This is a genomic window from Agromyces tropicus (assembly GCF_039531345.1).
Classification (GTDB): domain Bacteria; phylum Actinomycetota; class Actinomycetes; order Actinomycetales; family Microbacteriaceae; genus Agromyces; species Agromyces tropicus.
The window spans coordinates 1,126,778-1,152,878 of the sequence record NZ_BAAAPW010000001.1 but is presented as its reverse complement, the minus strand read 5'-3'; the positions used below and the strand labels follow the sequence as shown (position 1 = coordinate 1,152,878).

Here is a 26,101-nt window from a genome sequence, read left to right as displayed (position 1 = left end):
CGCCCGCTCGCGGGGGAGTAGCGTAGTCGGGTGCAGACGAGCGACCAGCGCCCCGGTCGTGGCCTCCTCTACCGGCTCTACCAGAACCGGCTCCGCCGCGAACTCGACGAGGCGGAACTCCCGCGACACGTCGCGATGATCATCGACGGCAACCGGCGCTGGGCGAAGCAACTCGGCTACGACTCGGCGGCCCACGGCCACCGGGCCGGAGCGGCGAAGATGCGCGAGTTCCTCGAGTGGTGCGACGACCTCGGCATCCAGATCGTCACGCTGTACCTGCTCTCGAGCGACAACCTCGGCAACCGCACGTCGGACGAGCTCGCCGAGCTGATCGAGATCATCGCCGAGCTCGCCGAGGAGCTCAGCCACTACCGCGACTGGCGCGTGCAGCACGTCGGCTCCGACGCCGGGCTGCCCGAGCCCCTCGTCGCCGCCCTCGACGCGGCCGAGCACCGGACCGCCGGCAAGCGCGGCATGCACGTCAACCTGGCCGTCGGCTACGGCGGCCGACGCGAGATCACCGACGCGATGCGCTCGATCGTCGCCTCGCACCACGCCGAGGGGCGCAGCCTCGAGGACCTCGCCGAGTCGCTCACGCCGGAGCTCATCGGCGAGCACCTGTACACGGGGGGCCAGCCCGACCCCGACCTCGTGATCCGCACGTCCGGCGAGCAGCGCCTCAGCGACTTCATGCTCTGGCAGGCCGCGCACAGCGAGTTCTACTTCGTCGAGGCGCTGGGGCCCGACCTGCGCGAGGTCGACTTCCTGCGCGCCATCCGCGACTACACGCAGCGACACCGCCGCTTCGGCGGCTGAGCCGCGCCGCGTTCCTGTCAGGTTTCTGTCAGGATTGCCTTCGGAGACAGGGGGCACGCGACGTGAGCATGGACGACTACCTGGCCGGATTCACCGAGGAGCCCGGCTACCTCGACTACGCCCGCGTCGGGCCGATGTCCCGGGTCGCCGCCGAGGAGACGCTGGCGTTCACGCAGGTGCTCGAGCGGGCCCGGCACGGCAGCATGGACGCGTTCGGCCGCCAGGACGATCGCCTGCGGGCCGCGGCGGCGGAGGTGACCGGCATCCCCGCCGACCGCATCGTCGGCGTGCCGAACACGACGACCGGCCTCATGCACGCCATGTTCGGGCTGACCGGCACGGTGCTGCTCTCGCCGCGCGAGTTCCCGAGCGTGCCCATCGCGGCGGTCCGCGCGAACGAGGCGCTGCACTCGGTGCAGCCGGCCTGGCTCGAGACCGACTACGGCAAGGTGACGCCCGGGAGCATCCGCGAGCAGCTCGAGTCGAACGTCGCCGCGGTCGCGGTCAGCCTCGTCGACAGCCGCACGGGCTACCTGTGCGACCTCGAGGGCATCCGGCACGTGATCGGCGACCGGCTGCTCATCGTCGACGCCATCCAGGGCTTCGGCGTCGTCGACGCGCCGTGGGAGCTCGCCGACGTGATCGTCACGGGCGGGCAGAAATGGTGCCGCGCGGGCTGGGGCACCGGGCTCATGGCGCTCTCCGAGCGCGGCGCCGAGCGCCTCACGCCGGTGTTCTCGGGCTACACGGGGACCGACGGCGACGAGGTGTGGGACGAGGTCCCGCGGCCCGCGTCGGGCGCGCGGGCGTTCCGCGTGTCGAACCCGGACCCGATCGCGCAGGCGCGGTTCGCCGCCGCGCTGGAGGAGCTGGCCGGCGTCGGCGTGCCGGCCGTCAACGCGCGCGTCGCCGAGAACGTGAGCCGGGTCATCGAGCTCGCCGACGAGTTCGCGATGCCCGTCGCCAGCTCCCGGGACGAGCGCGAACGGGCGGGCATCGTGGTGCTCGAGCCCGAGCCGGAGCACGCGACCGTGCTCACGGCGTCGCTGCACAACCACGGCGTGACCGCGACCACGCGCCTCGGAACGGTGCGGCTCGCCGTGCACGCGCACCTCGACGAGGAGACCGTCGAGATGCTCCGCGGGGCGTTCGTGTCCTTCAGCACGGCCGTCACGTACTGAGCGCCGCGCCCGCGCGTCGCCGCGCGGTGCCCGGGGCGGGGCATTGTGAACAGCGCATGACGCGCCGCGTGTCGGTTCCGCGGATGTCGCCGGTCGGACGTACCGTCGGGTCATCGGGCAAGGCGCCCGGTCGAGTCGGCTCGTGAACCGCTCGTGGGAGGATCGCCGGCCGGCGTGTGAGCCGAGCGAGAGCTCGGGGCAGGAGCGGTCGTGACCTCTGTCGATCCCATCAAGCCCCTCGGACCGGTCGAGCGAGACGTGCAGCGACGTCCCGACGACCACGCGCCTGGGGGCGTCGCGCAGGCCGAACGGACGTACGTGCTCGACACGTCCGTCCTGCTGTCGGACCCGCGTGCCCTGTTCCGATTCGCCGAGCACCCCGTCGTGCTGCCGGTCGTCGTCATCACCGAGCTCGAGTCCAAGCGCAACGATCCCGAGATCGGGTACTTTGCACGCGCGGCGCTGCGCCTGCTCGACGACCTGCGCGTCCAGCACGAGCGGCTCGACTTCCCGATCCCTGTCGGCGACGGCGGCTCGCTGCGGGTCGAGCTCAACCACTCGAGCATGTCGGTGCTCCCGAGCGGGCTGCAGCTCAACGACAACGACTCGCGGATCCTCGCCTGCGCCATGAACCTGGCCAACGACGGTATCGCGGTGACCGTCGTCTCGAAGGACCTGCCGCTGCGCATCAAGGCGGCCTCGATCGGCCTCGACGCCCAGGAGTACCGCGCCGAGCTCGCGGTCGAGTCCGGCTGGACCGGCATGGGCGAGATCGCGCTCGGCTCGAACGAGATGGCCGAGCTCTACGAGCACGACCGACTCGACACGAGCGAGGCCATCGGCCTGCCCGTGAACACCGGCCTCGTCATCCACTCCGACCGGGGGTCGGCGCTCGCGCGCGTCGTCGGCGACGGCGAGGTGCGCCTCGTGCGCGGCGACCGCGAGGCCTTCGGCGTCCGCGGGCGCTCGGCCGAGCAGCGGCTCGCGATCGACCTGCTGCTCGACCCCGAGGTCGGCATCGTCTCGCTCGGCGGACGGGCGGGCACCGGCAAGTCGGCGCTCGCGCTGTGCGCCGGCCTCGAGGCGGTGCTCGAACGGCAGCAGCACAAGAAGATCATGGTCTTCCGCCCGCTCTACGCCGTCGGCGGCCAGGAGCTCGGCTACCTGCCGGGTGACCAGGGCGAGAAGATGAACCCGTGGGCGCAGGCGGTCTTCGACACGCTCGGCGCGCTCGTCTCGGACAACGTGCTCGACGAGGTCGTCGACCGCGGCATCCTCGAGGTGCTGCCGCTCACCCACATCCGGGGGCGCTCGCTGCACGACGCCTACGTGATCGTCGACGAGGCGCAGTCGCTCGAGCGCAACGTGCTGCTGACGGTGCTCAGCCGGGTCGGCCAGAACTCGCGCGTCGTCCTCACGCACGACGTGGCGCAGCGCGACAACCTGCGGGTCGGCCGCCACGACGGCGTCGCGAGCGTGATCGAGACGCTGAAGGGGCATCCGTTGTTCGCCCACATCACGCTGACCCGGTCGGAGCGCTCCGCGATCGCCGCACTCGTCTCCGAGATGCTCGACGGCGCCGAGCTCGCCTGACCCGCTGCAGCGACGACGACGGCCCCGGAACCGATGGGTTCCGGGGCCGTCGCGGCGTCGTGGCGGATGCCGCGGGCTCAGCCCTGCTGCGGCGGGCGGGTCATCGAGAGGAGGTCGAGCGCCGCGTCGAGCTGCTCCTCGGTGACCTCGCCGCGGTCCACGTAGCCGAGGTCGACGACCGCCTCGCGAACCGTGATGCCCTTGGCGACCGAGTGCTTCGCGATCTTCGCGGCGGCCTCGTAGCCGATGACCTTGTTCAGGGGCGTGACGATCGACGGCGACATGCCGGCGAGCGCGGTCGTGCGCGCCTCGTTGACCTGCAGTCCGTCCACGGTCTTGTCGGCGAGCACGCGGACCGAGTTCGACAGCAGGCGGATCGACTCGAGCAGCGCGGTGCCCATGACCGGGATCTGCACGTTGAGCTCGAACGAGCCCGAGGCGCCGGCCCAGGCGACCGTGGCATCGTTGCCGACCACCCGGCTCGCGACCATGAGCACGGCCTCGGGGACGACCGGGTTGACCTTGCCCGGCATGATCGACGAGCCCGGCTGCAGGTCGGGGATGAACAGCTCGCCGAGTCCCGTGTTCGGGCCCGAGCCCATCCACCGGAGGTCGTTGCAGATCTTGGTGAGGCTGACGGCGATCGTGCGCAGCGCGCCCGAGGCCTCGACGAGGCCGTCGCGGTTGGCCTGGGCCTCGAAGTGGTCGGCGGCCTCGGAGATGGGCAGCTCCGTCTCCTGCTGCAGGAGCTCGATGACCAGCTGCGGGAAGCCGGCGGGCGTGTTGATGCCCGTGCCGACGGCGGTGCCGCCGAGCGGGACCTCGGCGACGCGGGGGAGCGCCGAGCGCACGCGCTCGATGCCGAGGCGCACCTGGCGGGCGTAGCCGCCGAACTCCTGGCCGAGCGTGACCGGCGTGGCGTCCATGAGGTGGGTGCGGCCGGCCTTGACGATGCCCGCCCACGCCTCGGCCTTCGCCTCGAGGGCGACGGCGAGGTGGTCGAGCGCGGGGATGAGGTCGTCGATGAGCGCCGAGGTGACGGCGATGTGCACCGAGGTCGGGAAGACGTCGTTCGAGGACTGCGACGCGTTCACGTGGTCGTTCGGGTGCACGGCGGCGCCGAGCTTCTGCGTCGCGATCGTCGCGAGCACCTCGTTCATGTTCATGTTCGACGAGGTGCCCGAGCCGGTCTGGAACACGTCGACCGGGAAGTGCGTCGCGTGGTCGTGCGTGCCGGCGATGACCTCGTCCGCCGCGTCGGCGATCGACTGCGCGAGCTGCGAGTCGAGCACGCCGAGGCGCGCGTTGGCCAGGGCGGCCGCCTTCTTGATCCGGGCGAGCGCGGCGATCTGGGCGGGCTCGAGGCCGAGGCCCGAGATCGGGAAGTTCTCGACCGCTCGCTGCGTCTGCGCGCGGTAGAGCGCCGACGCGGGGACCCGCACCTCGCCCATCGTGTCGTGTTCGATCCGGTAGTCGGCGGCGTTGTCCACCACGGTGTGCTCCCCTTCGATTGGTGCGTGCGGCGCGGCGGTCGGAGGCCGCGGCGGCGTCAGATGCGACCGACGACGACGTCGGTCTCGGCGCGTCCCTCGAGCAGGCGGTAGTTCGCGCCGACGACAGCCAGCGTACCCGCTGCGATCGCGTCGCTGATCACCTCGGAGCGCTCCAGGAGCTCGCCGACGGTGTTCCGAAGGTGCTCGCGGCCGACGTACCCGGCGTCGATGCCCGCGGCGTCGACCGGCCCCTCCTCGACCCCGGCGACGCTGCGCACCGCCGGGACGATGTGGTCGACGAGTCCCTTGATGTGCGCCGGCAGCGGATCGGCGTCCTCACCTTGCGAGTCGATCGCCGCGCGGACGGCCCCGCAGTGGTCGTGGCCGAGCACGAGGATCAGCGGGACCCCGAGCACGCCGACCGCGTACTCGAGCGAGCCGAGGACCGAGTCCGACGGCACCTGCCCGGCGTTGCGGACGACGAAGGCGTCGCCGAGCCCGATGTCGAAGATGATCTCCGCCGACAGGCGCGAGTCGCTGCAGCCGAAGATGGCGACGAGCGGTCGCTGGTGGTCGGCGAGCTCCGTGCGGCGCTCGACGTCCTGGCGCGGATGCAGCGGGGCTCCGGCCACGAATCGCGCGTTGCCGGCGCGGAGCTCGCGCCAGGTCTCGGCGGGCGTACTCGGTCGTGCGGGTGCGGGCTGGCTCACGGCCGCTCCTCTCAGCGCTGCGCGGCGATGGCCGGCGCGATCGCGGCGGCCAGGGTCTCGAACTCGTCGGGGGTCGCCGTGCCGAGCAGCACGAACGTGCTCTCGCCCGCCTCGGCGACGAGGCCGTATCGCGCGTTGCCGACGTCGGCGTCGGATTCGCGGTTGTCGTACACGGTCCACGGCACGCCGTCGATGGTGGCGACGCCCGTGGCGATGGTGTTCTTCAGGAGCTCGGCGGTCCACGTCGGGTTCGCCCCGAGGCCCTGGTAGAGGCCGGCGTACTCGTCGCTCGGCGTGAGGTAGCCGGCGTACCACGCCGTGATCCCGTCGGTCGCGCGCTGGCGCAGCTCGGCGGCGTTCGAGCGCCACCCCTCCGGCAGCTCGGGCACGGCGAGTTCCTGGTCGACGCCCACCTGCGCCTGCGCGGCGACCGACGCCACGTCGACGTCGCGTTCGATGGGGGTGTCGCTGCGCGGCACGAGCAGCACGATGAGCGCCACCACCGCGACGCACGCGACCAGCGAGCCGATGAGGTTGCGCAGCGTCTGCCGCTCGCGGTGCTTGCGGGACTGCTCGGCCTTGCGGTCGGCGGTCTCCTGCGGGGTCTCGGGGCGGCCGAGCTCGGCGACCACGCGGGGCGGGCGCGCGGCCATCAGGCGTCGCCGCCGTCGAGGTCGAGCTCGTCGCCGGCCGGCTCGGCGGATGCCCCGGCGGTCGCGCCGGCGCCCGCCGACCGGCCGCCCGAGCGCGCCGCGTCGAGGCGCGCCTTGGCGCCCATCAGCCACTCCTCGCATCGCTGCGCGAGCGCCTCGCCGCGCTCCCAGAGCGCGAGCGACTGCTCGAGCGTCGCGGAGCCCTGCTCGAGCTCGGCGACGACGCGGACCAGCTCGTCGCGGGCCTGCTCGTAGCTGAGCTCGGCGACGTCGGTGGAGGAGGGGGGCATGGCAGGCATTCTATTCGGCGCTCCCGTCCGTTCCCCGCGAGACCGCCGCGAGGCGACCCTCGGCGAGCGTGATGCGGAGCGCGGTGCCCTCGGGCGCCTGCTCGGGGTCCGTGAGCACGCCGTCGTGCTCGCGCTGCACGATGGCGTACCCGCGCTGCAGCGTCGCCAGCGGCGACAGCGCACGCAGCTGCGACCGGAGCTCGGCGGTGCGCACCGCTGCCCGCTCGATCGCCCGCTCGGCCAGCTCGGCGCCGCGCGCGACCCAGCGCGTGACCTCCTCGGCGCGGCGGTCGACCATCCACGTCGGGTCCGCGAGCGCGGGCCGCGACCGGAGGTGCCCGAGCCGGTCGATCTCGTGGCCCACGAGCGTCGTCACGCGCATGCGCAGCCGCATGCGGGCCTGCTCGACCCGGACGAGCTCTTCCGCCACGTCGGGCACGACGCGCTTCGCGGCATCCGTCGGCGTCGACGCGCGCAGGTCGGCGACGTCGTCGAGCAGGGGCCGGTCGGCCTCGTGGCCGATCGCGCTCACGATCGGGGTGGATGCCGCGGCCGCGGCGCGCACGACGCGCTCGTCGCTGAACCCGAGCAGGTTCTGGAAGTCGCCGCCGCCGCGGGCGACGATGATGACCTCGACCTCGGGGTCGGCGTCGAGCCGCCGGATCGCGGCGACCACCTCGGGCGCGCAGCGGTCTCCCTGCACGGCGGCGTACGCGGTCCGGAACTCCACGGCCGGCCACCGCAGGCGGGCGTTGCGGAGCACGTCCTGCTCGGCGTCGCTGTCGCGCCCCGTGACGAGCCCGACGACGCGCGGCAGGAACGGCAGGGGGCGCTTGCGCTCGGCGGCGAAGAGGCCCTCCGCGGCCAGCTGGGCCCGCAGGCGCTCGAGGCGCTCGAGCAGGTCGCCCAGCCCGACGTGGCGGAGGTCGAAGACCTGCATCGTGAGCGTGCCGCCCTTGACCCACCAGTTCGGCTTGACGAGCGCGACGACGTGGTCGCCCGCCTTGAACTGCTCGGTGAGCTTGGCGCGCGTGGAGGACCAGATCGCGAACGACACCGTGGCATCCGCCTCGAGGTCCGTGAGCTTGCCGTAGACGTTGCGCGCGGAGACGCCCCACTGGGTGATCTCGCCCTCGACCCAGACGGTGCCGAGCCGGTCCAGGTACTCCTTGAGCTTGCCCGACAGGACCGAGACCGGCCACGGGGTGTCGCGGGTCGTGGGGCCCTCGGCCATACGCCTCCCAGCAGCCCGTCATCATCGTCCGCGTAGGATGGCAGCCGTGACGAGCTTGACGGATGCCCCGCGGATCGACCTCGGCATGCCTCGGATCCCGAGCGTGCGCGGCCGGCTCAAGGATATCCCCGTCGAGGGGACGAAGAAGGTGCTGCTCGCGGCCCCCCGCGGGTACTGCGCCGGCGTCGACCGCGCCGTGATCGCGGTCGAGAAGGCCCTCGACCACTACGGGGCCCCGGTGTACGTGCGCAAGCAGATCGTGCACAACATCCACGTCGTGACCGAGCTCGAGAAGCGCGGTGCGATCTTCGTCGACGAGGTCGACGAGGTGCCCGAGGGCGCCCACGTGGTGTTCAGCGCGCACGGCGTCTCGCCCGCGGTCGTGAACTCCGCCTCGGAGCGCGGGCTGCACGCCATCGACGCGACGTGCCCGCTCGTGACCAAGGTGCACCGCGAGGCGGTGCGCTTCGCGCGCGACGACTACGAGATCCTGCTCATCGGCCACGAGGGCCACGAGGAGGTCGAGGGCACGGCCGGCGAGGCGCCCGACCACGTCACGCTCGTCAACAGCCCCGACGACGTGCCGAACATCGAGGTCCGCGACCCCGACAAGGTCGTGTGGCTCTCGCAGACCACGCTGTCGGTCGACGAGACGATGGAGACGGTCCGCCGCCTGCGCGAGCGGTTCCCGAACCTGCAGGACCCGCCGTCGGACGACATCTGCTACGCCACCCAGAACCGCCAGGTCGCGATCAAGAAGGTGGCGCAGGGCGCCGACCTCGTGATCGTCGTCGGCTCGGCGAACTCGTCGAACAGCGTCCGGCTCGTCGAGGTCGCGCTCGAGTACGGCGCGAAGGCGGCGTACCGGGTCGACTACTCCACCGAGATCCGCCAGGAGTGGCTCGAGGAGGCCGGCACGATCGGCGTCACGAGCGGCGCCTCGGTGCCCGAGGGGCTCGTACAGGAGGTGCTGCTCGAGCTCGCCGATGCCGGCTACGGCACGGTCGAGGAGGTCAAGACGGCCGAGGAGGACCTGATGTTCTCGCTGCCCAAGGAGCTCCGCAAGGATCTCGCGGGCAACCGCGACGCGCGCGCCCTCGGCGGGCGGTCCCGCGCGGCGCAGGGCTGAGGCGGCGGCCCCGACCGGCCTGCCGCGGCCGTCGTGCCGCCGCGGAGGTCAGCCGCCGGCGATCCCGTCGACGTACGCCTGGAACGTCGGGTCGGTGAGGAACACGAACGCGCTGATCACCATCATCGCGAGGAACGCCAGCGCGCCGCCGACGAGCGGCACCCAGAAGGCGACCTTGCGCGCGCGCATGCGCAGGATGGCCCAGCCGAGGATCGCGGCGTAGAGCGCGAGCATGAAGACCGTGCCGACGAGGGTCAGCGTCGACAGCCACGGCTGCGGCGAGTACGTGCCGATGCCCTGATCGGTGTAGAGGGCCTGGACGGCCACGGGGAGCTGCTGCAGGCTCACCGACGTGTTCCACGCGCCCACGGCGCCGATGGCGAGCAGCAGGATCGTGAAGAACCGGTCCGTCGAGCGCGGAGGCCGGGCGGCCGGATCCGCCGCCGGGCCCGCGACGGGCGCGGGCGGCGGCGGGGGAGTCGGGGCGGGTGCCGCGGGCTCAGCGCGCTCGTCGGCGGGCGGCTGCCACGACCACCCCTCCGGCGCGTACTCCCCATAGCGGGGACGGGGCCGCTCGTCGCGCGGCGGCGGGGAGCCGGCGTCGTCGGCCGGCTGCCCCTGCGTCTCGTTCCGAGCGACCTCGTCCTGCGGCATCCGTCGCCCTACGCCGAGATCGAGTGGCCGGTCGAACCCAGCTGCTTCGTGGCCTCGCCGACGCGGACCGCCATCGCGGACTCCGCGACCTTGCCCCACGCGCGCGGGTCGTACTGCTTCTTGTTGCCGACCTCGCCGTCGACCTTCAGCACGCCGTCGTAGTTGCCGAACATGTAGCCGGCGATCGACCGGGTGAACGCGTACTGCGTGTCGGTGTCGATGTTCATCTTCACGACGCCGTTCGCGACCGCCTCGGCGATCTCGTCGTCGGTCGAGCCCGAGCCGCCGTGGAAGACGAGGTCGAGCGGCTTCTCGCCGGTGCCGTACTTGGCCGCCAGGCCGTCCTGGATCTCCTTCAGGAGCGCGGGGCGCAGCTTCACGTTGCCGGGCTTGTACACGCCGTGCACGTTGCCGAACGTGAGCGCGGCCATGTAGCGGCCCTGCTCGCCGAGGCCGAGCGCCTCGACCGCGGCGATGGCGTCGTTGAGGGTCGTGTAGAGCGCCTCGTTCGAGCCCTCGTGCTGGACGCCGTCCTCCTCGCCGCCCACGACGCCGATCTCGACCTCGAGGATGGCGTTGATCGCCTTCATGCGCGGGAGGATCTCCTTCGCGATCTCGAGGTTCTCGTCGAGCGGCACGGCCGAGCCGTCCCACATGTGCGACTGGAAGATCGGGTTGCGACCCGCCTTGACCTCCTCCTCGGAGGCGGCGATGAGCGGGTACACGAAGTCGTCGAGCGCGTTCTTCGGGCAGTGGTCGGTGTGCAGCGCGACGGTCACCGGGTAGGCCTTGGCGACCTCGTGGGCGAACTTCGCGAAGGCGAGGGCGCCGGCGGCGCGAGCCTTGACGGTGTGGCCGGCGAAGTAGTCCGCGCCGCCCGTCGTGACCTGGATGATGCCGTCGGAGCCGGCCTCGGTGAGCCCCTGCAGCACCGCGTTGAGCGTCTGCGAGCTCGAGACGTTGATTGCCGGGAAGGCGAACCCCTTGGCCTTGGCGGTGTCGAGCATCTCGGCGTACTGCTCGGGCGTTGCGATGGGCATACCTTGCTCCTTCGGAGGTGAAGTGGGATCGGCACGAGTCTAGCGAGGTGTCGAGTCGCGCTCAGGTGTCCAGGTGCGCTCGAGCTCCGCGGCGCAAGGGGTCACGGATGCCGCGTCGTGACCGGCAGGATGGTGCCATGACGCTCCATCCGCTCGATGAGCACCCGCTGGCGACCCGCTTCGCCGAGGCGACGCGACTGGCCGCGCTCGCCGCCCTTCCCCTCGTCGGCGCCGGCGACCGCGACGCGGTGGACGGCGCCGCGGTCGAGGCCATGCGCGCCGCGCTCGCCGGGCTGCCGGTCGACGGCCGCGTCGTCGTGGGCGAGGGCGAGAAGGACGACGCGCCCATGCTCCACCTCGGCGAGCGGTTCGGCACCGGCGCCGGTCCGGCGCTCGACCTCGCGGTCGACCCGGTCGACGGGACGAGCCTCGCGGCGGCCGGGCTGGCGGGCGCGATGGCCGTCATGGCGGTCGCGCCGCGCGACGCGTTCCTCGACATCGGCCCCGCCCACTACATGGCGAAGCTGGTCTCGCACATGCCGGGGCTCGACATCGACGCGCCCGTCCGCGAGTCCGTCGCCCATATCGCCGCGGTGCGCGGCGTGCCGGTCGGGGAGGTCGTGGTCGCCGTGCAGGACCGGCCGCGCAACGCGGTGCTCGCGGATGCCGCCGAGGCCGCCGGCGCCCGCGTCGAGCGGTTCGTGCACGGCGACGTGGAGCGGTGCCTCATGGCGGCGCGGCCGGAGGCCGGACTCGACCTCGTGATCGGCATCGGCGGGGCGCCGGAGGGCGTGCTCACGTCGGCCGCGGTGCGCGCGCTCGGCGGGTGGATGCAGGCGCGGCTCGCGCCCCAGTCGGCCGAGGAGTCGGAGCGGCTCGCGGCCGCCGGCATCCCGCTCGGCCGGGTCGTGGGCCTCGACGGGCTGTGCGCGGGATCCGCGGCGGTGTTCCTCACCGCGGTGACGCCGTGCGACCTCGGCGGCGGCGTGCGACTCTCGCCGGGGGACTCCTGGCGCGTCGGGGACGCGGCCGCCCTCGGCCCGGCGTGAGCCCGGTCGTCCGCCGCTTGGGCAGCACGACGTCGGGAGAAGAACGCCGAACCATCCGGCGCGGGCGGCGGAACACGGCCGACGCGGCGATCCGGCGTCGTTAAGAATGCACGAACTTTCACGCCGCGGAGTGCCGATCAGGGGTGCGGCGGCGCGGGCCGTCAGTAGGCTCGGAGACGTGGCCCGGCGCGGTGCGCGTCCCGGGCACTGCAGCCCACGACCGAGGAGGACATCTCGATGGCGAGCAGCGATTCCGAAAGCCTCTACCTGCACCCCGACCGCAACATCGCGCTCGAACTGGTGCGTGCGACGGAGGCGGCCGCCATCCGCTCCTACCCGTGGATCGGCCGCGGCGACAAGATCGGCGCGGACCGTGCCGCGGTGGACGCGATGCGCGCGTTCCTCAGCACGGTCGACTTCGACGGCGTCGTCGTGATCGGCGAGGGCGAGAAGGACGAGGCGCCGATGCTCTTCAACGGGGAGCGGGTCGGCAACGGCCGCGGCCCCGCCTGCGACATCGCGGTCGACCCGATCGACGGCACGTCGCTGACCGCCGCGGGGCGGCAGAACGCGCTGTCGGTGATCGCGGTCGCCGACCGCGGCACGATGCTCGACGCGTCGTCGGTGTTCTACATGGACAAGATCGTGACGGATGCCTCGGGCCGCGGCGTCGTCGACATCCGCAAGCCCATCGGCGAGAACCTGCGAGCGCTCGCGTCCGCGAAGGGCGTGGAGGTCAGCGACCTGCGCGTCGCTGTGCTCAATCGTCCGCGGCACGAGCAGCTCATCGCTGACATCCGCGAGGCGGGCGCGGGCACGCGCCTGATCAGCGACGGCGACGTGGCGGGCGGCATCAACGCGGCGCGGTACGAGTCCCGGATCGACATGTGCGTCGGCATCGGCGGCAGCCCGGAGGGCATCACGACGGCGTGCGCGATCAAGGCGCTGGGCGGGTTCATGCAGGGCCGGCTCGCGCCGAAGGACGACGAGGAGCGCGCGCGCGGCGAGGCCGCGGGCCTGGACTGCGACCAGGTGTACGAGCTCGACGACCTCGTGGGCAGCGACAACACGTTCTTCGTCGCGACGGGCGTGACCGACGGCGAACTCGTCGACGGCGTCCGCAAGAAGGGCCCGATCATCCGGACCGAGTCGATCGTGCTGCGCGGCCGCTCGGGCACGATCCGGCGCGTGCGCGCCGACCACCTCGTGGAGAAGTGGCTCGACGACGCCGACCGCTGACGACGACGCGGCGGTCGGTCCTCGAGGGAGTGGACGCATGGGCGTCGACGTGGTCAGCGAGGTCGTGATCGATCGCGCGCCCCGCGACGTCGCGGACTACGCGGCCGATCCGGCGAACGCCCCGGAGTGGTACGCGAACATCGACCGGGTCGAGTGGCTGACGCGCCCGCCCGTCCGCGTGGGGTCCAGGGTCGCGTTCTCGGCGCGGTTCCTCGGGCGCCGGCTCGAGTACACGTACGAGGTCGTCGAGTTCGACCCCGGCGAACGTCTCGTGATGCGCACGGCCGAGGGCCCGTTCCCGATGGAGACCGTCTACACGTGGGAAGCGGCCGGCGCGAACGCGACGCGGATGACGCTCCGCAACCGGGGCGAACCGTCGGGGTTCGCGCGCGCCGCTCGACCGCTCATGACCGTGGCGATGCGCAGCGCGAACCGCAAGGACCTCGCGGCGCTGAAGGCGAGGCTCGAGCGCTGAGCGCTCGCACGATGTCCGAGGCGGGGCGCAGAATGGCCCGGTGAGCACCGAATCCCGGCTGCCCCGAGCGCTCCGGCCCTTCATCTCCGGCCAGTACCGGCTGCTCGTCGTCGCGCTCGCGGCGTCGCTGCTGTCGGCGGGTGCGTGGATCGTGGCCGCCGCGTGGCAGGTGATCGAGCTCGGGGGAACGCCGATCGACCTCTCCACGGTCGCCGTCGGCGCCAGCCTCGGCCTCGTCCTCGCGGTGCTGGTCGGCGGCGTCGTCGCCGACCGCGTGCCGCAGCGCCGCATCCTCCTCGTCGTCGAGGCGACGCGGTCGGTCGTCTTCGGGGTCGCCGGCCTCCTGGCCTGGACGGGGGTCATCGAGGTGTGGCACCTCGCCGTGCTCTCGTTCGTGCTCGGCGCCGCCGACGGGTTCTTCTACCCGGCGTACTCGGCCTGGCTGCCCGCCCTGCTGCCGGAGGACCGCCTCCTCGCGGCCAACGGCGTCGAGGGCGTGCTGCGGCCGGTCGCGCAGAACGCCGCGGGGCCGGCGCTCGCGAGCGTGCTCATCGCGATCCAGGCCCCATGGCTGGCGTTCGTGGTGGTCGCCGTGCTGCAGGTGGTCGCGATCCTCGGGCTCGGGCTCATGCGCACGACGCCGCTCCGGCGCGAACTCGAGGCCGATGAGACGCACCCGCTCCGTCGGATGGCGCTGGACCTCCGCGAGGGGTTCGTGTACCTGCTCCGCACGAGGTGGCTGTTCGCGACGCTCGCCTTCGCGATCGTGCTCGTGCTCGTCATCATGGGGCCGATCGAGGTGCTCATCCCGTTCGCCATCCGAGACCAGACGGGCGGCGGCGCGGGCGAGTTCGCGCTCGTGCTCGCCGCGTTCGGCCTGGGCGGCGCGCTCGGCTCGCTGCTCGTGGCATCGATGCGACTGCCCCGCCGGTACCTGACGCTCATGATCCTGGCGTGGGGCGTCGGGGCAGTGCCGCTCGCGGTCATCGGCCTCACATCCTCGCTCTGGGTGATGGTGGTCGCCACGTTCATCGTCGGTTTCGTGTTCGACGCCGCGCAGGTCGTCTGGGGGACCCTCCTGCAGCGGCGCGTGCCGCCCGCGATGCTCGGCCGCGTGTCGAGCCTCGACTTCTTCGTCTCGCTCGCGCTCATGCCGCTGTCGATGGCGCTCGCCGGTCCCGTGGGCGAGTGGCTCGGGCTCGCGCCGGCGTTCCTCATCGCGGGGTTGGCCCCGCCCGTGCTCGCGATCGTCACCCTGGTGTGGGCGCGGCTCGGGCAGGACGAGCTGGCGCATCCGCTCGACGGCGTCCTCGACGCGACGCCGGTCACGGGACCGGAGGCCGCGGCCGGGTTCGCGCCGCCGGTCGACGAGCGATACGCCGACCCCGATCCGCCGGACGCAACGGGGTGACAGGGTCGGGCGTGCGTGGCACGCTGGCGACATCGGCGAGGAAGGGAGCGACCATGGTCGCGATTCGAGACGCGTTCTCCGGGTTCAGCGTGGACGACGTCGAGGCGGCGCGGGAGTTCTACGGCACCGCGCTCGGCCTCACGGTGGAGGATGCACCGGGCGCGGGCGGCCTCACGTTGCGGCTGCCGTCGGGGCAGGGCGTGCTCGTCTACCCGAGCCCGGCGCACGAGCCCGCCCGCTACACGATCCTCAACCTCGAGGTGGAGGACATCGACCGGGCGGTCGACGAGCTCAACGCGGCCGGGGTCGTCACGAAGATCTACTCGGGCGACGAGTCGTACGGGACCGACGAGCGTGGCATCAACCGCGGGTCGGCGTCCGGCGCGGGCCCCGACATCGCCTGGTTCCGGGACCCGGCCGGGAACGTCCTCAGCGTGCTCGCGGGTTGAGCGGGCTCGTCGCCCGGCCGGTCGCCCCGCTTGGAACGGCGGGCGTCAGGAGGACGCGGAGCGCCGGATGTGGTCGTCGAGGTCGGCGCCCTCGAAGTCGGGCTCGATCGTGAGTTCGAGGTCGGCGTCGGCGGCACGCTCCGCGTCGTCGGCATCGTCGGTGCCCGCGCTGCCGCCGTCGTCGACCGCGCCGGCGAGAGCGATGCCGTCGCCGCCCGCGCCCGCCAGGGGGGCCGGGTCGTCGGTGAGCTCCGGGGCCGACAGGCGGCGCGGCGACTCGTGGATGGGCGCCGGCTCGGCGACGAGCGAGAGCTTCGTCTCGTTGATGCCGGGGAACTGGCGCGCCGTCACGAGCACACGGGACTCCAGCGAGCTGGCGAACTTGTTGTAGCTGTCGACCGTGCGCTCGATCGCCTTCCGGAGCGAATCGGCATGCCCGGCGAGGACGCCGATGCGCTGGTAGAGCGTCGTGCCGAGGTCGAAGAGCTTCTTCGCCTCGTCGGAGACCGCCTGCTGCTGCCAGGCGTAGTCGATGGTCTTGAGCACCGCGAAGAGGTTCACGGGCGAGGCGAGGGCGACGCGTCGCTCGAACGCGTAGTTGAGCAGCCCCGCGTCGGCCTCGAGCGCGGCGGACAGCAGCGACTCGTTCGGGATGAACGCGATCACGAACTCGGGGCTCTCGAGGCCCGACCAGTAGCCCTTCTTGCCGAGCGCGTCGATGTGCGAGCGCATGGCCTTGACGTGCCGCTCGATGAGGGATGCACGCCGGGCGCCCTCCTCGCCGGTCGCCGTCTCGGGGATCGCCGAGGCCTCCAGGTAGTCGCCGAGCGGGACCTTCGAGTCGAGCGGGATGTACTTGCCGCCCGGGAGGTGCACGACCATGTCGGGTCGGCCGCGGCCGACCTCGGTCGTGACCTGGGTCTGCTCGCTGAAGTCGACGTGGTTGAGCAGGCCCGCCGCCTCGACGACCCGACGCAGCTGCGTCTCGCCCCAGACGCCGCGGGTGCTGTTGTTGCGCAGTGCGCTGGCCAGCGACTCGGTCGTCGCGCGCAGCTCGGCATCGGAGAGCTGTGCCCGCTTCAGCTGCTCGGCGATCGAGCCATACTGCTCGCTGCGCTGCTGCTCGAGCTCGGAGACCTTGCGCTGCATGTTCGCGAGCGTCTCGCGGACCGGACTCAGGGCCTGCATCACCTGGCTCTCGCGCCGCTCGCGCTCCGTGCGCTCCGCCTGGTCGCGGCGCTGCTGGTCGAGCAGCTCGCGCTGCTGCGCGGCGCGCTCCTCGAGCTGCTCGCGCAGCGCGGACGCGGCGGCATCGGCGGCGGCCAGCTCGGCGCGGAGGTTCGCCTGCACGCCCTGCTGCTCGCCGAGCAGGCGTGCGCGCTCCGCCTCGGCGGCGGCCCGCTGCTCGAGCAGCGCGCGCTCGTGCCTCGCCTCGACGAGCGCCGGATCCTCCGTCGCGAGGCCCTCGCCGGCGCGGCGCTGCGCGACGACGTGCATGACCAGGGCGCCGAGCGTGCCGCCGACGACGAGCCCGATGACGAGGAGGAGGATGTCCATGGCGATCAGTGTGGCAGCGGCCCCCGACATCCCCCCGGAGGCTCGGCGGCGGGCCGCCCGGCGCGCTACTGGAGCGCCATCGGCCCATGCTGCGACGACCGCTCGCGGGTGGCCTCGGGCCCGATCGCGCCGACGCGCACCCGGGTCACGTGCGCGAGCCGCTCGAGGTCGGGCGCCTCGTGCCGCTTCGCGGCGTGCACGACGATCGCGGCGCAGGCCTCGGCGTCGGCGAGGGCGTCGTGGTGCGCGAAGTCCTCGAACCCGGCCGCCGCCGCGGCCGCGGTGAGGCGGTACGAGTCGAGGTGGTAGGTGCGCCGCGCGACCTGGAGGCTGCAGAGGTAGCGGAAGTCCGGAACGGGCAGCGCCAGGGCCTCGCTCGTCGCCCGGATGACGCCCATGTCGAATCCGGCGTTGTGCGCGACCAGCCAGTCGTCGCCCGCGAACTCTCGGAGGAAGGGCAGGTGCACCTCCCACCCGTCGGCGTCGGCCACACGGTCGGGCGTGATGCCGTGGATGCGGATGTTCCAGGGGGAGAACTCGCCGTGCGGGAAGGGCGGGCGGATGAGCCGGTGCTCGCGCTCGACGACCGCGCCGTCGACGACCTTCACGAGCCCGATCGAGCAGGCCGAGGCGGCGGAGGGGTTGGCGGTCTCGAAGTCGATCGCGGTGAAGCTCACTGGCACGCGGGCATCCTCGCACGGTCCGCCGACCCGATCCGGAGGCGGCCCGGCGCGTCCGCGGCGACCGGCCATTGACGCCGGCGCGTCGGTGGCGTGGAATGTGCGATGGGCGGCATCCGGGGGGTGGGCATGGCCGGCGATGACGACACGGCGACCCGTGGGCGGCGCGCCCTCGTGGCGGACCCGGCCGACCCGGAGACCGTCCGCGCCGCGCGATCGTTCGGCGCGGCGGCATCCGTCTACGGCGCATCGCGGCCCGGCTACCCCGTCACCGCCGTCGAGTGGCTCGTCGCTGACGCGCGCCGGGTGCTCGACCTCGGCGCCGGGACGGGCCGGCTGACCGAGGCGCTCATCGCCCTGGACCGCGACGTCACCGCGGTCGACCCCGTCGAGGAGATGCTGGAGGAACTCGAGATCCGCGTGCCGGGCGTCCCGCGGATCCTCGGCACCGCCGAGGACCTCCCGGTCGAGGACGGCTCGTTCGACGCGGTCGTCGTCGGCCAGGCGTGGCACTGGTTCATCCCGCAGCGCGCCGTGCCCGAGATCGCGCGGGTGCTCCGTCCCGGCGGCGTGCTCGGCCTCGCCTGGAACGCGCGCGACACGTCCGTCGCCTGGCTGCGCGAGGCCGGGGAGCTCATGCACGAGCGCCACGACGCCTCGGCGTCGTTCGCGTCGTACGTGCGGGTCGGCTCGCCGTTCGGGCCGATCGAGTCGCACCGCGTCGACTGGGTCGAGCGGATGTCGCGTGCGAGGTTCCTCGACCTCGTGCGCTCGCGCAGCCACTGGCTGACCGCGCCGCCCGACGAGCAGCGTGCGGTGATCGCCGTCGTCGAGACGCTGCTCGCGACCCATCCCGACGTCGCCGGCGCGGAGGAGCTCGCCGTGCCGTACGTGACGCACTGCTTCCGCACGATGCTGCGCTGAGCCCGAGGGCCGGGAGCCGCGGCCGAGCGCGTCCGCCCCGACCCTGCTGCTCGGCGTTCAGTCCGTCGTGCGGGCGGCGGGGTGTCCGTACACGGCGTACGCGAGCGCGCACGTCTCGCCCGCGTCGCGGGCGGCCTCGCGGGCGCGTCGGGATGCCGCGTCGAGGGGCGCGCCGGACGCGAGCTCCGCCGAGAACGCCGCGAGGAAGCGGTCGGCGTGCACCCCGCCGCCCCGGCCACCGCACTCGACGACCACGCCGGCGCCGTTGCGCATCGCGGCGGCCGCGCCGCCGTCGGGCGCCCCGGTGCCCGCCCCGAGGGCGACGACCGACGCCGACGCGATCTCGGTGGCCACCCGCGGGGCGGAGACCCCGCCGTCGCCGGCCGCGAGCCGGACCGCGGCGGGGTTGGCGACATCCGTGAGCCAGCGGGTCATGCCGTACTGGCCCAGGAACCGGTCCTCAGCGGTCGCGCCGCCGCCGGGACGGCGGACGACGAGCAGCTCCCACGGGAGGGCGGTCCCCCCGGTCGCCTGGAGCACGATGCCGTCGAGCCCGTCGCGGTGCGCCCAGAGCAGGTCGCGGGCACGACGGTCGAGGAGGCGGTCCGCGAGCCCCGAGCCGATCTCGCGCAGCCGTCGCTCGACCTCGAAGGCGCCCTCAGGCCGGGGGAGCCGCATGCCCGCCTCGCGGGCGTCGGCGAGCGACCCGCGCACCTCGTGCACGAACGCCGACATGTCCGCGATCCGCATCCGGAACCGGTGCCGGTCGCCCCCGATCGACAGCGCGACGTGCAGGACGGACCGGCCGCGCGCCGTCTCCTCGTCGACGCGGATCGTGGGACGCGACGCGATGGCCGGGTCGGCCGGGACCAGGGGCGCGGTCACGCGCGCCAGACCCGCCTGGTCGTGGTCGTCCGCGGCCACCACCTCGCTCGTCAGGCGGGCGGTCGCGAGCGGCAGCTCGTCGTCGCCGCGGACGAGCACGGACACCTCGGCGGGACCGCGGTCCGTCGCGAGCATCGTGAAGCGGAGCTCGGCGGCGCCGCGGGACGGGAGTCGCACGCGGCGGCGGTGCCGGGCACCGACGAGGAAGCGCAGGCCGCGCGGCACGACCGTCACCGTGACCGGGGCGTCGGACGGCAGTTCGCCCCGACCGCCGCCGGCGGCCGTCTCCGCCCGCACCAGGCGCACGGTGAGCGTCGTCGTCGACCCGGCGGGGACGATCGGCTTGAGCTCCGCCTGCAGCTGCGCCGTGGCGGCCCCCTCCGCGACGACGCGTCGATCCTGCAGCATCCGAACCCCCTCGAGCGGCCCCTCGCCGCGCACGACATCCGGCGCCCCGGCCGAGCGCCTGAGGAGACGCTACGTGCCGTCGTCCGCGATCGCCTCAGGGTGCACCCCGACCCGGGCTCAGGCCTCGCCCTCCAGCAGGTCCGCCGTGGCGCGCAGGATCGAGACGATGGCCGCCGTGCGCCGGTCCACGCCGCGCGTCGGGCCGCCGACGGCGGGTGCGAGCGGGAGCGGCGAGGTCGCATCGGTCGCCGGGGAGAGCAGCGGACGGCCGCCGAGCACCTCGTCGCCGTGGAACTCCGGCGTCTGGCGCCGGTTCGGGCCGAGCTGCTCGACGACGGCCGCCACGAAGTCGCGGTTCGAGGTGCTGCCGACGCTCGCCGCGAGCAGCGGGAGCGCACGGCTCGTGAAGTCGCCGTGCCCGTTCGTCTCCCAGGCCACCTCGCCCGCCCGGCACGCGCTGAGCAGGACCTCGCGGTGCGGGCCCACCGGGCGTCCGCCCGGCGCCGGCGGCGTCTCGGAGTCCGCGAGCGCGGCGGCCGCGTCCGCGCGCAGCGGCGCGGCGTCCTCGGTCGCGGCGGCCCCGCGGTCCGCACGGTACGCGCGCTTGTCCTCCTCCGTGAGCCGCCGCACGCGTGCCCGGCTGCCGGCCGGGGCGTCCGGGACGTCGGGCGCGCGGTTCGCCGACCCCGAGTGGCAGCTGTCGAAGAACGCCGTCACGCTGACGCCCTCGGGGATGACGTCCCAGATGCGGGCGAGGTCGTCGTCGATGACGAGCCGACCCGTGCCGCGGAAGTCGACCGGGCAGATCGCCTCGTCGTTCGCGACGTCGCCGTCGTCCTCGTCGCCGTCGAGGTCCGGCACGAACGTGCCGTGCCCGGAGTACTGGATCGCGAGGACGTCGCCCGGCGACGACCCGGCGACGAGGTCGAGGATCGCCATCAGGATCGCGTCGCGCGTGGCCGCGGCATCCGTCAGCTCGCGCACGTCGAAGCCCTGCTCGCGGAACGCGCCCGCCCAGCCCTTCGCGTCGGCCACGCAGCCCGCGAGCCGGTCGTTCTCGTCGGGGTACGCGTCGATGCCGATGCACAGCGCGATCCGGCGGGTGGTGCCGAGGCCGGTCGTGGCGTCGCGCGAGGCGTCGGCGCCGACGGTCGGCGGTGCGGGCACCTCGACGTCCCACGGCGCGAGCGACCGCTCGCGACGGCCGATCGGGAACCTCGTCACGTCGCGCTCGGAGCGTCCGGCGATGCGCATGGCGACGCTCTCCATCGTGAGCGGATCGTCGTCGAACCCGCCGTGGGAGGTGGAGCCGCTCGCCGAGGGGCGACGGTTGTCGCGCGGCGAGATCACCAGGTCGGAGACCGCGTCGGCGGCCGTGAAGAGGCGTGCGCACGCGGGATCGGCGCGCAGGTACTTCTCCATGCCGAGGATCGGCGTGTCCTTCCGGGGCTCGAACGACGCGGCGACGAGGTACAGCAGCGACTTGCGGTAGACCTTGCAGTCGTCGTCGCGCTCGTGCTTGTCGTCCATCTCGAAGACCGCGAGGTTGCGGACCTTCCCCGACTCGACGTGGGGCACGAGCATCTTGCGGAAGGTGTCGATGCGCACGGCCGGTGCGAGGAAGTCGACGTGCTCGAACTCCGGCACGCCGGAGGCCAGCGCGCGCGGCACGAAGTGCGAGTGGAAGATCGAGCCCGCGCTGTGCCCGACGGCGCTCACCGACACCAGGTCGCTCCGGCCGGGCGCGGACATGAACGCGCCCAGCTCGGCGGCGAGCTTCGCCCCGCCGCCGTCGGCGACGGACGCCGCGGCCGCGTCGAGCTTCATGTCGTTCCAGATCGCGCCCCCGCCGAGCAGGCGCGCCGCGGTCTCGAGGAAGCCGTCCCACGCCTCGTCGACCCACCCGCGACGACCGGACGCCCAGCGCCCGAGCGCGTCCCAGAGGGCCGTGCCGAAGGCGGTCTGCCAGACGAGGTGGATCGGGTAGACGCCGTTCGCCTTCCACCAGTCGACCTGCTGCAGAGCGATCTCGAAGCCCGCGCCGCGATCGACGAGGCCGCCGTGCGCGTAGACCACGATCGGCACGGGGCCCGGCCGGTGCTGCTCGACGAACTCGGGCAGGTGGGTGCGGAAGATCTCCTCCACGTCGGCGGCGGTCGTCGTGAACTCGCCGACCGTGCGCGGATGGTCGACCTGCTCCGTCGAGAGCGCACCGTCCTCGAGCAGGACCACGTGCGGTCGCAGCGCGGCGAGTTCGGCCGGAGTGAAGTCGTGACCCGCGGCGCGGGGCGCGGAGGCGCGCAGCTCGGTGCTCGGTCCGGGAGGACGGGTCGTGACCATGGCGGTGGTTCCTTCCTGGTGGGCCGTGGCGGCCGGCTCGGTGGATCAGGTCAGGTGCAGGCGGGCGCGCGGATGCGCGTAGACCGCGAAGGCGAGGTCGGACAGGTCCGCGTCGCGCGCGGCGGCGGTGCGGGCGTCGCGGGTGGCCTCCGCGAGCGTCTCACCGGTGACGAGCGCGGCGTAGAACGCGCGGACGAAGCTGCCGGCGGCGTCGTCGCCGACCGACCACGAGCAGCCGACGAAGGCGCCGGCGCCGCGGCGCAGGAACGCCTCGGGGAACCCGCCGAGCGACCGGTCGCCCGACGGGAGGCGGCCGAGGTCGCACGCGTTCAGGAACACCAGCGGCCCCTCGGCGTCCTCGGCGATCGTGCCGAGGTCGGGCAGGTCGGCGCGCAGGTCCTCGTCCGAGTACCGCCAGTCGCGGCCGGGTGCCTCGTCGTCGAACTCGGAGAGCAGCAGCTCCTGGATGGGCGGCGCCGTCGTCGCCCAGTGACCGTGCCCGGCGAAGTGCAGGAGGTCGTAGCCCTCGGTCACGACCGTGCGCACGGCGTCGACGTCATCCGGGTCGATCAGGGTCGCCTTCAGGCGGTCCTCGAGCAGGTCGCGCTCCTCGGCGGTCGCCTGCAGCTGGAAGCGCCGCAGCTTGTAGGTCGGGCAGATGACGTGCGCCCGATCCGTCGCCACGTGCAGGTCGACCGGGTGCGCGGTGCCGTACACCCAGCGCGTGAGGCCGTAGCGGCTGAGGAACCGGCCGTCCTCGCCGGACGACGGCTCGGTCGGCGGCGGCACGAGGTGCACGATCTCCCACGGCACGTCGACCTCGCCCGTGGTCTGCACGATCAGTCCGTCGAGCTCGTCGCGGTGGGTCCAGAGGAACTCGAGCACCTCGGGCGGCAGCACGTCGGCGGCGACCGCCCGGCCGAGTCGGCTGAGCTCGCGCAGCGCCGCATCGGCACGGCGCTGCGTGTCCCGGATGCCCGCGACGCGGGAGCGGATGCCGTCGATGCGCCGGTACAGCCGGCTGACGTAGCCCCCCTTGTCGGGCAGGCGCATGGTGCCATCCGCGGAGTCGCGACCGACGCTGGCCCGGATCGAGAGCGTCGAGACCCCGTCGACGAGTTCCTCGTCGACGCGGATGCTGGGCAGCGCCAGCAGTTCGCGATCGGGGCGGGTGACCGCGGCCTCGACGGTCCGGGGAGTCGCCGCTCCGGACTCCCCGGGTTCCTCCGCGACGGCCTCCGCGGTCAGGCGCAGCGTCGCGAGCGGGAGGTCGGCGCCCTGACGGACGATGAGCGCGACCTCGCCGAACCCGGGCTCCGGCGCCACCAGCGTGAACTCGTGCCGGGCGACGTCGTCGTCCGAGCCCGGCAGCTCGAGGTCGATCGTGCGCGGCTCGTCGGCCGCCATCCGGAATCCGCGCGGGACGATCGTGACCGTCACCGCTCGCGAGACGTCGACGCTCGCGACGGTCGACGCCTGCCCGAACCCGGGCGTCGGTGCGACGGGCCGGCGCGAGAGCGAGAACCGCACGGGGAACGGACGGTCGACGACCACGGTCTGCGGCATCTCGCCCTGCAGGTGCGCGAGAGCCGTTCGCGGCGGAGGGCCGCCGCCGGCGACGGGTCCCTCGGCGCCGCGCCCGGCCGCGGGCGACTCCGCTGCCGCCGAGAATTCCGGTGCGGCCTCCTCGGCGGCCTCGGGTGCCGCCTCCTCGGCGGCCTCGTCCATCCCGAAGACCGGGCCGCGCCGGCGGCCCGGTCGAGGAGGCGTCGGCGGCTCCGCACCTCGGATCACCGGCGGTGCCGGCACCGACGGACCGGGCGGCGGCTCCTCCTCGGCGGCCTCCTCGGGCGCCTCCTCCTCCGGGGCCTCGGGCGCCGCCGTCTCCGCGCCGCCGCCCATGCCGAACGCGCCCGGGAGTCGGTCCCAGGCCCGCTGCAGCTCGTCGACCGTGGCGAAGCGCAGGAGCGCCAGGAGGTCGACCTCCGCGGGCACGTGCAGGCGCACCGTGCGACCGAGCCGCCCGTCCGTCATCCGCTGCCGCAGCACCGTCAACGGCAGGAGGGCCGGACCGGTCGGATGCCGGAACCAGACGCCGACCCGGTCGAGGTCGATCTCGACCGTCGCGCCGAACCGGACGTCGAGCACGTGCAGCGGACGTTCCGTGGGCGCGAGGCGCCAGCATCCGACGAGCTCGCCGCCCTCGATCGCCGAAGCGTCGGCCGCGTCGGGGTCGTCGGCGGACACCCGGGGCGCGAGGCCCGCTTCCGCATCGATCACCGTGACGTCCATGTCCGGTCCTTCCCCCGTGACGCAGAACTCCCGACGCGATTCCTGAGTGATGCTCTCGTTCCGGAGCATACGACCGCCGCGCGGCGACGGCCAGCGATCCTGCGGGATTTCAGGGGACGCCCTGAGCGCGCATCCGTCGCTCAGCCGCGGCCCGGTACGATGGTCGCCCGTGGCACTCACCATCGGAATCGTCGGCCTCCCGAACGTCGGCAAGTCGACCCTCTTCAACGCGCTGACCAAGAACACCGTGCTCGCGGCGAACTACCCGTTCGCGACGATCGAGCCGAACGTCGGCGTGGTGAACCTGCCCGACCCGCGACTCGAGGTGCTCGCCGGCATCTTCGGCTCCGAGCGCATCCTGCCCGCCGCCGTGTCGTTCGTCGACATCGCGGGCATCGTGAAGGGCGCCTCCGAGGGCGAGGGCCTCGGCAACAAGTTCCTCGCCAACATCCGCGAGGCCGATGCGATCGCCCAGGTCGTGCGCGGATTCGAGGACTCCGACGTCGTGCACGTCGACGGCAAGGTCGACCCGAAGAACGACATGGAGACGATCAACGCCGAGCTGATCCTCGCCGACCTCGAGACCCTCGAGCGCGCCATCACGCGCTACGAGAAGGAGGTCAAGGGCAAGAAGCTCGACCCGTCGGTGCTCGCCGCGGCGACGGAGGCGCAGGAGGAGTTGCAGAGGGGCACCCCGCTGTCGGCCTCGAAGGTCGACCTCGCGCCCATCGCCGAGCTCGGGCTCCTCACCGCCAAGCCCTTCATCTACGTCTTCAACGTCGACGAGGCGGTGCTGACGGATGCCGCGCGCAAGGCCGAGCTCGCCGCGCTGGTCGCGCCCGCCGAGGCGGTCTTCCTCGACGCCAAGATCGAGTCGGAGCTCATCGACCTCGACCCGGGGGATGCCGCGGAGCTGCTCGCCTCGACCGGGCAGGAGGAGTCGGGCCTCGACCAGCTCGCGCGCGTCGGCTTCGACACGCTCGGCCTGCAGACCTACCTCACCGCCGGCCCCAAGGAGTCGCGCGCCTGGACGATCCGCAAGGGCTGGAAGGCCCCGCAGGCGGCCGGCGTCATCCACACCGACTTCGAGAAGGGCTTCATCAAGGCCGAGGTCATCTCGTTCGACGACCTCGTCGCGGCCGGGTCCGTCGCCGAGGCGCGCGCGAAGGGCAGGGCCCGCATGGAGGGCAAGGACTACGTCATGCAGGACGGCGACGTCGTGGAGTTCCGCTTCAACGTCTGAGCGCGCGATGGTCGCCCACGTGGGAGTGGACGCACCAGCCGGGCGATCAGTCGAGCCGGCGGATCACCGTCGCCCGGAACGGGGAAGCCAGGAAGTCCGCGAGTGGGGCATAGACGCCCGTCTTCGCAGCCTCGGCCATGTGCGCCGCGCGGGCTTCGGCCGATTCCCACTCCGCGATCTCGACGAGCGTGTCCGGGTCGTCCAGCACCTCGTACCGGGCGCTGCCGAGGAACCCCGGCTGACCCGACCCGTGCTCCGCGACGAGTCCGTCCATCCAGGACCGGAGTTCGTCACGTCGGCCCGGATGCGCCGTCAGTTCCACGATCACCGTGATGGCCATGTGCGTTCCCCTCTCG

At 73.3% G+C, this 26,101-nt stretch carries 24 protein-coding genes; 11 read left to right on the top strand and 13 right to left on the bottom strand.

Annotation, left to right across the window (positions count from 1 at the left end):
- Window positions 1-30: 30 nt before the first annotated feature.
- The 3 genes from ABD230_RS05260 (at window position 31) to phoH2 (ending at window position 3,590) form a co-directional block, all read left to right on the top strand.
- The gene (locus ABD230_RS05260) at window positions 31-816 is read left to right on the top strand and encodes an isoprenyl transferase (RefSeq protein WP_344369965.1); all 786 of its coding nucleotides are present in this window, start codon (window positions 31-33) and stop codon (window positions 814-816) included.
- Between the two features lie 68 nt (window positions 817-884).
- On the top strand, window positions 885-1,997 hold the full coding sequence (locus ABD230_RS05255; RefSeq protein WP_344370122.1) for an aminotransferase class V-fold PLP-dependent enzyme: 1,113 nt from the start codon (window positions 885-887) through the stop codon (window positions 1,995-1,997).
- 258 nt (window positions 1,998-2,255) lie between these two features.
- Window positions 2,256-3,590: an RNA 5'-3' helicase PhoH2 gene (gene phoH2 / locus ABD230_RS05250; RefSeq protein ID WP_344370121.1), complete on the top strand. Its 1,335-nt coding sequence runs from the start codon at window positions 2,256-2,258 to the stop codon at window positions 3,588-3,590.
- A gap of 77 nt (window positions 3,591-3,667) precedes the next feature.
- Here the strand turns inward: phoH2 and ABD230_RS05245 are convergent, their stop codons facing one another.
- From ABD230_RS05245 to xseA, 5 genes are read right to left on the bottom strand one after another with little or no spacing between them, the layout of a single operon-like run.
- Window positions 3,668-5,083 carry a class II fumarate hydratase gene (locus tag ABD230_RS05245; protein ID WP_344369964.1) on the bottom strand — a complete coding sequence of 472 codons (1,416 nt, stop codon included), beginning with the start codon at window positions 5,081-5,083 and terminating at the stop codon, window positions 3,668-3,670.
- A 56-nt stretch (window positions 5,084-5,139) separates the two neighbouring features.
- The gene (locus ABD230_RS05240) at window positions 5,140-5,793 is read right to left on the bottom strand and encodes a carbonic anhydrase (protein ID WP_344369963.1); all 654 of its coding nucleotides are present in this window, start codon (window positions 5,791-5,793) and stop codon (window positions 5,140-5,142) included.
- A gap of 11 nt (window positions 5,794-5,804) precedes the next feature.
- Complete coding sequence (locus tag ABD230_RS05235; protein ID WP_344369962.1) at window positions 5,805-6,446, bottom strand: DUF4245 domain-containing protein; 642 nt, start codon at window positions 6,444-6,446, stop codon at window positions 5,805-5,807.
- Window positions 6,446-6,745 (bottom strand): exodeoxyribonuclease VII small subunit, encoded by a 300-nt coding sequence (locus ABD230_RS05230; protein WP_344369961.1) that lies wholly within the window; start codon window positions 6,743-6,745, stop codon window positions 6,446-6,448. Before ABD230_RS05230 ends, ABD230_RS05235 begins: the two co-directional genes overlap by 1 nt.
- A 1-nt stretch (window position 6,746) precedes the next feature.
- The gene (xseA, locus tag ABD230_RS05225) at window positions 6,747-7,970 is read right to left on the bottom strand and encodes an exodeoxyribonuclease VII large subunit (protein WP_344369959.1); all 1,224 of its coding nucleotides are present in this window, start codon (window positions 7,968-7,970) and stop codon (window positions 6,747-6,749) included.
- An 85-nt stretch (window positions 7,971-8,055) separates the two neighbouring features.
- On the opposite strand from xseA, the gene ABD230_RS05220 reads away from it, so the two are divergent.
- A complete protein-coding gene (locus ABD230_RS05220) occupies window positions 8,056-9,099 on the top strand; it encodes a 4-hydroxy-3-methylbut-2-enyl diphosphate reductase (RefSeq protein WP_344370120.1) in 1,044 nt (347 codons plus the stop codon).
- A 48-nt stretch (window positions 9,100-9,147) separates the two neighbouring features.
- Here the strand turns inward: ABD230_RS05220 and ABD230_RS05215 are convergent, their stop codons facing one another.
- Both ABD230_RS05215 and fbaA read right to left on the bottom strand, forming a co-directional pair.
- On the bottom strand, window positions 9,148-9,753 hold the full coding sequence (locus ABD230_RS05215) for a DUF6264 family protein (protein ID WP_344369958.1): 606 nt from the start codon (window positions 9,751-9,753) through the stop codon (window positions 9,148-9,150).
- A gap of 8 nt (window positions 9,754-9,761) precedes the next feature.
- Window positions 9,762-10,793 carry a class II fructose-bisphosphate aldolase gene (gene fbaA, locus ABD230_RS05210; protein ID WP_344369957.1) on the bottom strand — a complete coding sequence of 344 codons (1,032 nt, stop codon included), beginning with the start codon at window positions 10,791-10,793 and terminating at the stop codon, window positions 9,762-9,764.
- Window positions 10,794-10,930: 137 nt separating this feature from the next.
- Here fbaA and ABD230_RS05205 point away from each other — a divergent pair, with 137 nt between their 5' ends.
- The 5 genes from ABD230_RS05205 (at window position 10,931) to ABD230_RS05185 (ending at window position 15,416) form a co-directional block, all read left to right on the top strand.
- The gene (locus tag ABD230_RS05205; protein ID WP_344369956.1) at window positions 10,931-11,842 is read left to right on the top strand and encodes a fructose-bisphosphatase class II; all 912 of its coding nucleotides are present in this window, start codon (window positions 10,931-10,933) and stop codon (window positions 11,840-11,842) included.
- Between the two features lie 237 nt (window positions 11,843-12,079).
- On the top strand, window positions 12,080-13,081 hold the full coding sequence (gene glpX / locus ABD230_RS05200) for a class II fructose-bisphosphatase (protein ID WP_344369955.1): 1,002 nt from the start codon (window positions 12,080-12,082) through the stop codon (window positions 13,079-13,081).
- 37 nt (window positions 13,082-13,118) lie between these two features.
- Window positions 13,119-13,556, top strand: a complete 438-nt coding sequence (locus tag ABD230_RS05195; RefSeq protein WP_344369954.1) for an SRPBCC family protein — start codon at window positions 13,119-13,121, stop codon at window positions 13,554-13,556.
- Window positions 13,557-13,596: 40 nt separating this feature from the next.
- On the top strand, window positions 13,597-14,967 hold the full coding sequence (locus tag ABD230_RS05190; protein WP_344369953.1) for an MFS transporter: 1,371 nt from the start codon (window positions 13,597-13,599) through the stop codon (window positions 14,965-14,967).
- 53 nt (window positions 14,968-15,020) lie between these two features.
- Window positions 15,021-15,416, top strand: coding sequence for a VOC family protein (locus ABD230_RS05185; protein WP_344369952.1), 396 nt, complete (start codon window positions 15,021-15,023; stop codon window positions 15,414-15,416).
- A 45-nt stretch (window positions 15,417-15,461) separates the two neighbouring features.
- Here ABD230_RS05185 and ABD230_RS05180 read toward each other — a convergent pair whose 3' ends face one another.
- Complete coding sequence (locus ABD230_RS05180) at window positions 15,462-16,973, bottom strand: DNA recombination protein RmuC (RefSeq protein WP_344369951.1); 1,512 nt, start codon at window positions 16,971-16,973, stop codon at window positions 15,462-15,464.
- A gap of 65 nt (window positions 16,974-17,038) precedes the next feature.
- The gene (locus ABD230_RS05175; RefSeq protein WP_344369950.1) at window positions 17,039-17,656 is read right to left on the bottom strand and encodes an exonuclease domain-containing protein; all 618 of its coding nucleotides are present in this window, start codon (window positions 17,654-17,656) and stop codon (window positions 17,039-17,041) included.
- Between the two features lie 102 nt (window positions 17,657-17,758).
- Between ABD230_RS05175 and ABD230_RS05170 the strand changes: the two genes are divergently transcribed.
- Window positions 17,759-18,577 carry a class I SAM-dependent methyltransferase gene (locus ABD230_RS05170; RefSeq protein ID WP_344369949.1) on the top strand — a complete coding sequence of 273 codons (819 nt, stop codon included), beginning with the start codon at window positions 17,759-17,761 and terminating at the stop codon, window positions 18,575-18,577.
- Window positions 18,578-18,634: 57 nt separating this feature from the next.
- Here the strand turns inward: ABD230_RS05170 and ABD230_RS05165 are convergent, their stop codons facing one another.
- The 3 genes from ABD230_RS05165 to ABD230_RS05155 form a co-directional block, all read right to left on the bottom strand.
- Window positions 18,635-19,870 carry a DUF7363 domain-containing protein gene (locus ABD230_RS05165; RefSeq protein ID WP_344369948.1) on the bottom strand — a complete coding sequence of 412 codons (1,236 nt, stop codon included), beginning with the start codon at window positions 19,868-19,870 and terminating at the stop codon, window positions 18,635-18,637.
- Window positions 19,871-19,987: 117 nt separating this feature from the next.
- Window positions 19,988-22,210 (bottom strand): caspase family protein, encoded by a 2,223-nt coding sequence (locus tag ABD230_RS05160; protein ID WP_344369947.1) that lies wholly within the window; start codon window positions 22,208-22,210, stop codon window positions 19,988-19,990.
- Window positions 22,211-22,255: 45 nt separating this feature from the next.
- The gene (locus ABD230_RS05155; RefSeq protein ID WP_344369946.1) at window positions 22,256-24,502 is read right to left on the bottom strand and encodes a DUF7363 domain-containing protein; all 2,247 of its coding nucleotides are present in this window, start codon (window positions 24,500-24,502) and stop codon (window positions 22,256-22,258) included.
- Window positions 24,503-24,671: 169 nt separating this feature from the next.
- Here ABD230_RS05155 and ychF point away from each other — a divergent pair, with 169 nt between their 5' ends.
- Window positions 24,672-25,745 (top strand): redox-regulated ATPase YchF, encoded by a 1,074-nt coding sequence (gene ychF / locus ABD230_RS05150; RefSeq protein WP_344369937.1) that lies wholly within the window; start codon window positions 24,672-24,674, stop codon window positions 25,743-25,745.
- A gap of 46 nt (window positions 25,746-25,791) precedes the next feature.
- Here ychF and ABD230_RS05145 read toward each other — a convergent pair whose 3' ends face one another.
- The gene (locus ABD230_RS05145) at window positions 25,792-26,085 is read right to left on the bottom strand and encodes an antibiotic biosynthesis monooxygenase family protein (protein WP_344369931.1); all 294 of its coding nucleotides are present in this window, start codon (window positions 26,083-26,085) and stop codon (window positions 25,792-25,794) included.
- Window positions 26,086-26,101: the final 16 nt, after the last annotated feature.

Coding starts and splice junctions, on each gene's coding strand:
- ABD230_RS05255 (WP_344370122.1), top strand. CDS start 885: ATGGACGACTACCTGGCCGGATTCACCGAGGAGCCCGGCTACCTCGAC.
- ABD230_RS05235 (WP_344369962.1), bottom strand. CDS start 6,446: ATGGCCGCGCGCCCGCCCCGCGTGGTCGCCGAGCTCGGCCGCCCCGAG.
- ABD230_RS05230 (WP_344369961.1), bottom strand. CDS start 6,745: ATGCCTGCCATGCCCCCCTCCTCCACCGACGTCGCCGAGCTCAGCTAC.
- xseA (WP_344369959.1), bottom strand. CDS start 7,970: ATGGCCGAGGGCCCCACGACCCGCGACACCCCGTGGCCGGTCTCGGTC.
- ABD230_RS05220 (WP_344370120.1), top strand. CDS start 8,056: ATGCCTCGGATCCCGAGCGTGCGCGGCCGGCTCAAGGATATCCCCGTC.
- ABD230_RS05215 (WP_344369958.1), bottom strand. CDS start 9,753: ATGCCGCAGGACGAGGTCGCTCGGAACGAGACGCAGGGGCAGCCGGCC.
- fbaA (WP_344369957.1), bottom strand. CDS start 10,793: ATGCCCATCGCAACGCCCGAGCAGTACGCCGAGATGCTCGACACCGCC.
- ABD230_RS05205 (WP_344369956.1), top strand. CDS start 10,931: ATGACGCTCCATCCGCTCGATGAGCACCCGCTGGCGACCCGCTTCGCC.
- glpX (WP_344369955.1), top strand. CDS start 12,080: ATGGCGAGCAGCGATTCCGAAAGCCTCTACCTGCACCCCGACCGCAAC.
- ABD230_RS05195 (WP_344369954.1), top strand. CDS start 13,119: ATGGGCGTCGACGTGGTCAGCGAGGTCGTGATCGATCGCGCGCCCCGC.
- ABD230_RS05185 (WP_344369952.1), top strand. CDS start 15,021: ATGGTCGCGATTCGAGACGCGTTCTCCGGGTTCAGCGTGGACGACGTC.
- ABD230_RS05180 (WP_344369951.1), bottom strand. CDS start 16,973: ATGGACATCCTCCTCCTCGTCATCGGGCTCGTCGTCGGCGGCACGCTC.
- ABD230_RS05170 (WP_344369949.1), top strand. CDS start 17,759: ATGGGCGGCATCCGGGGGGTGGGCATGGCCGGCGATGACGACACGGCG.
- ABD230_RS05165 (WP_344369948.1), bottom strand. CDS start 19,870: ATGCTGCAGGATCGACGCGTCGTCGCGGAGGGGGCCGCCACGGCGCAG.
- ABD230_RS05160 (WP_344369947.1), bottom strand. CDS start 22,210: ATGGTCACGACCCGTCCTCCCGGACCGAGCACCGAGCTGCGCGCCTCC.
- ABD230_RS05155 (WP_344369946.1), bottom strand. CDS start 24,502: ATGGACGTCACGGTGATCGATGCGGAAGCGGGCCTCGCGCCCCGGGTG.
- ABD230_RS05145 (WP_344369931.1), bottom strand. CDS start 26,085: ATGGCCATCACGGTGATCGTGGAACTGACGGCGCATCCGGGCCGACGT.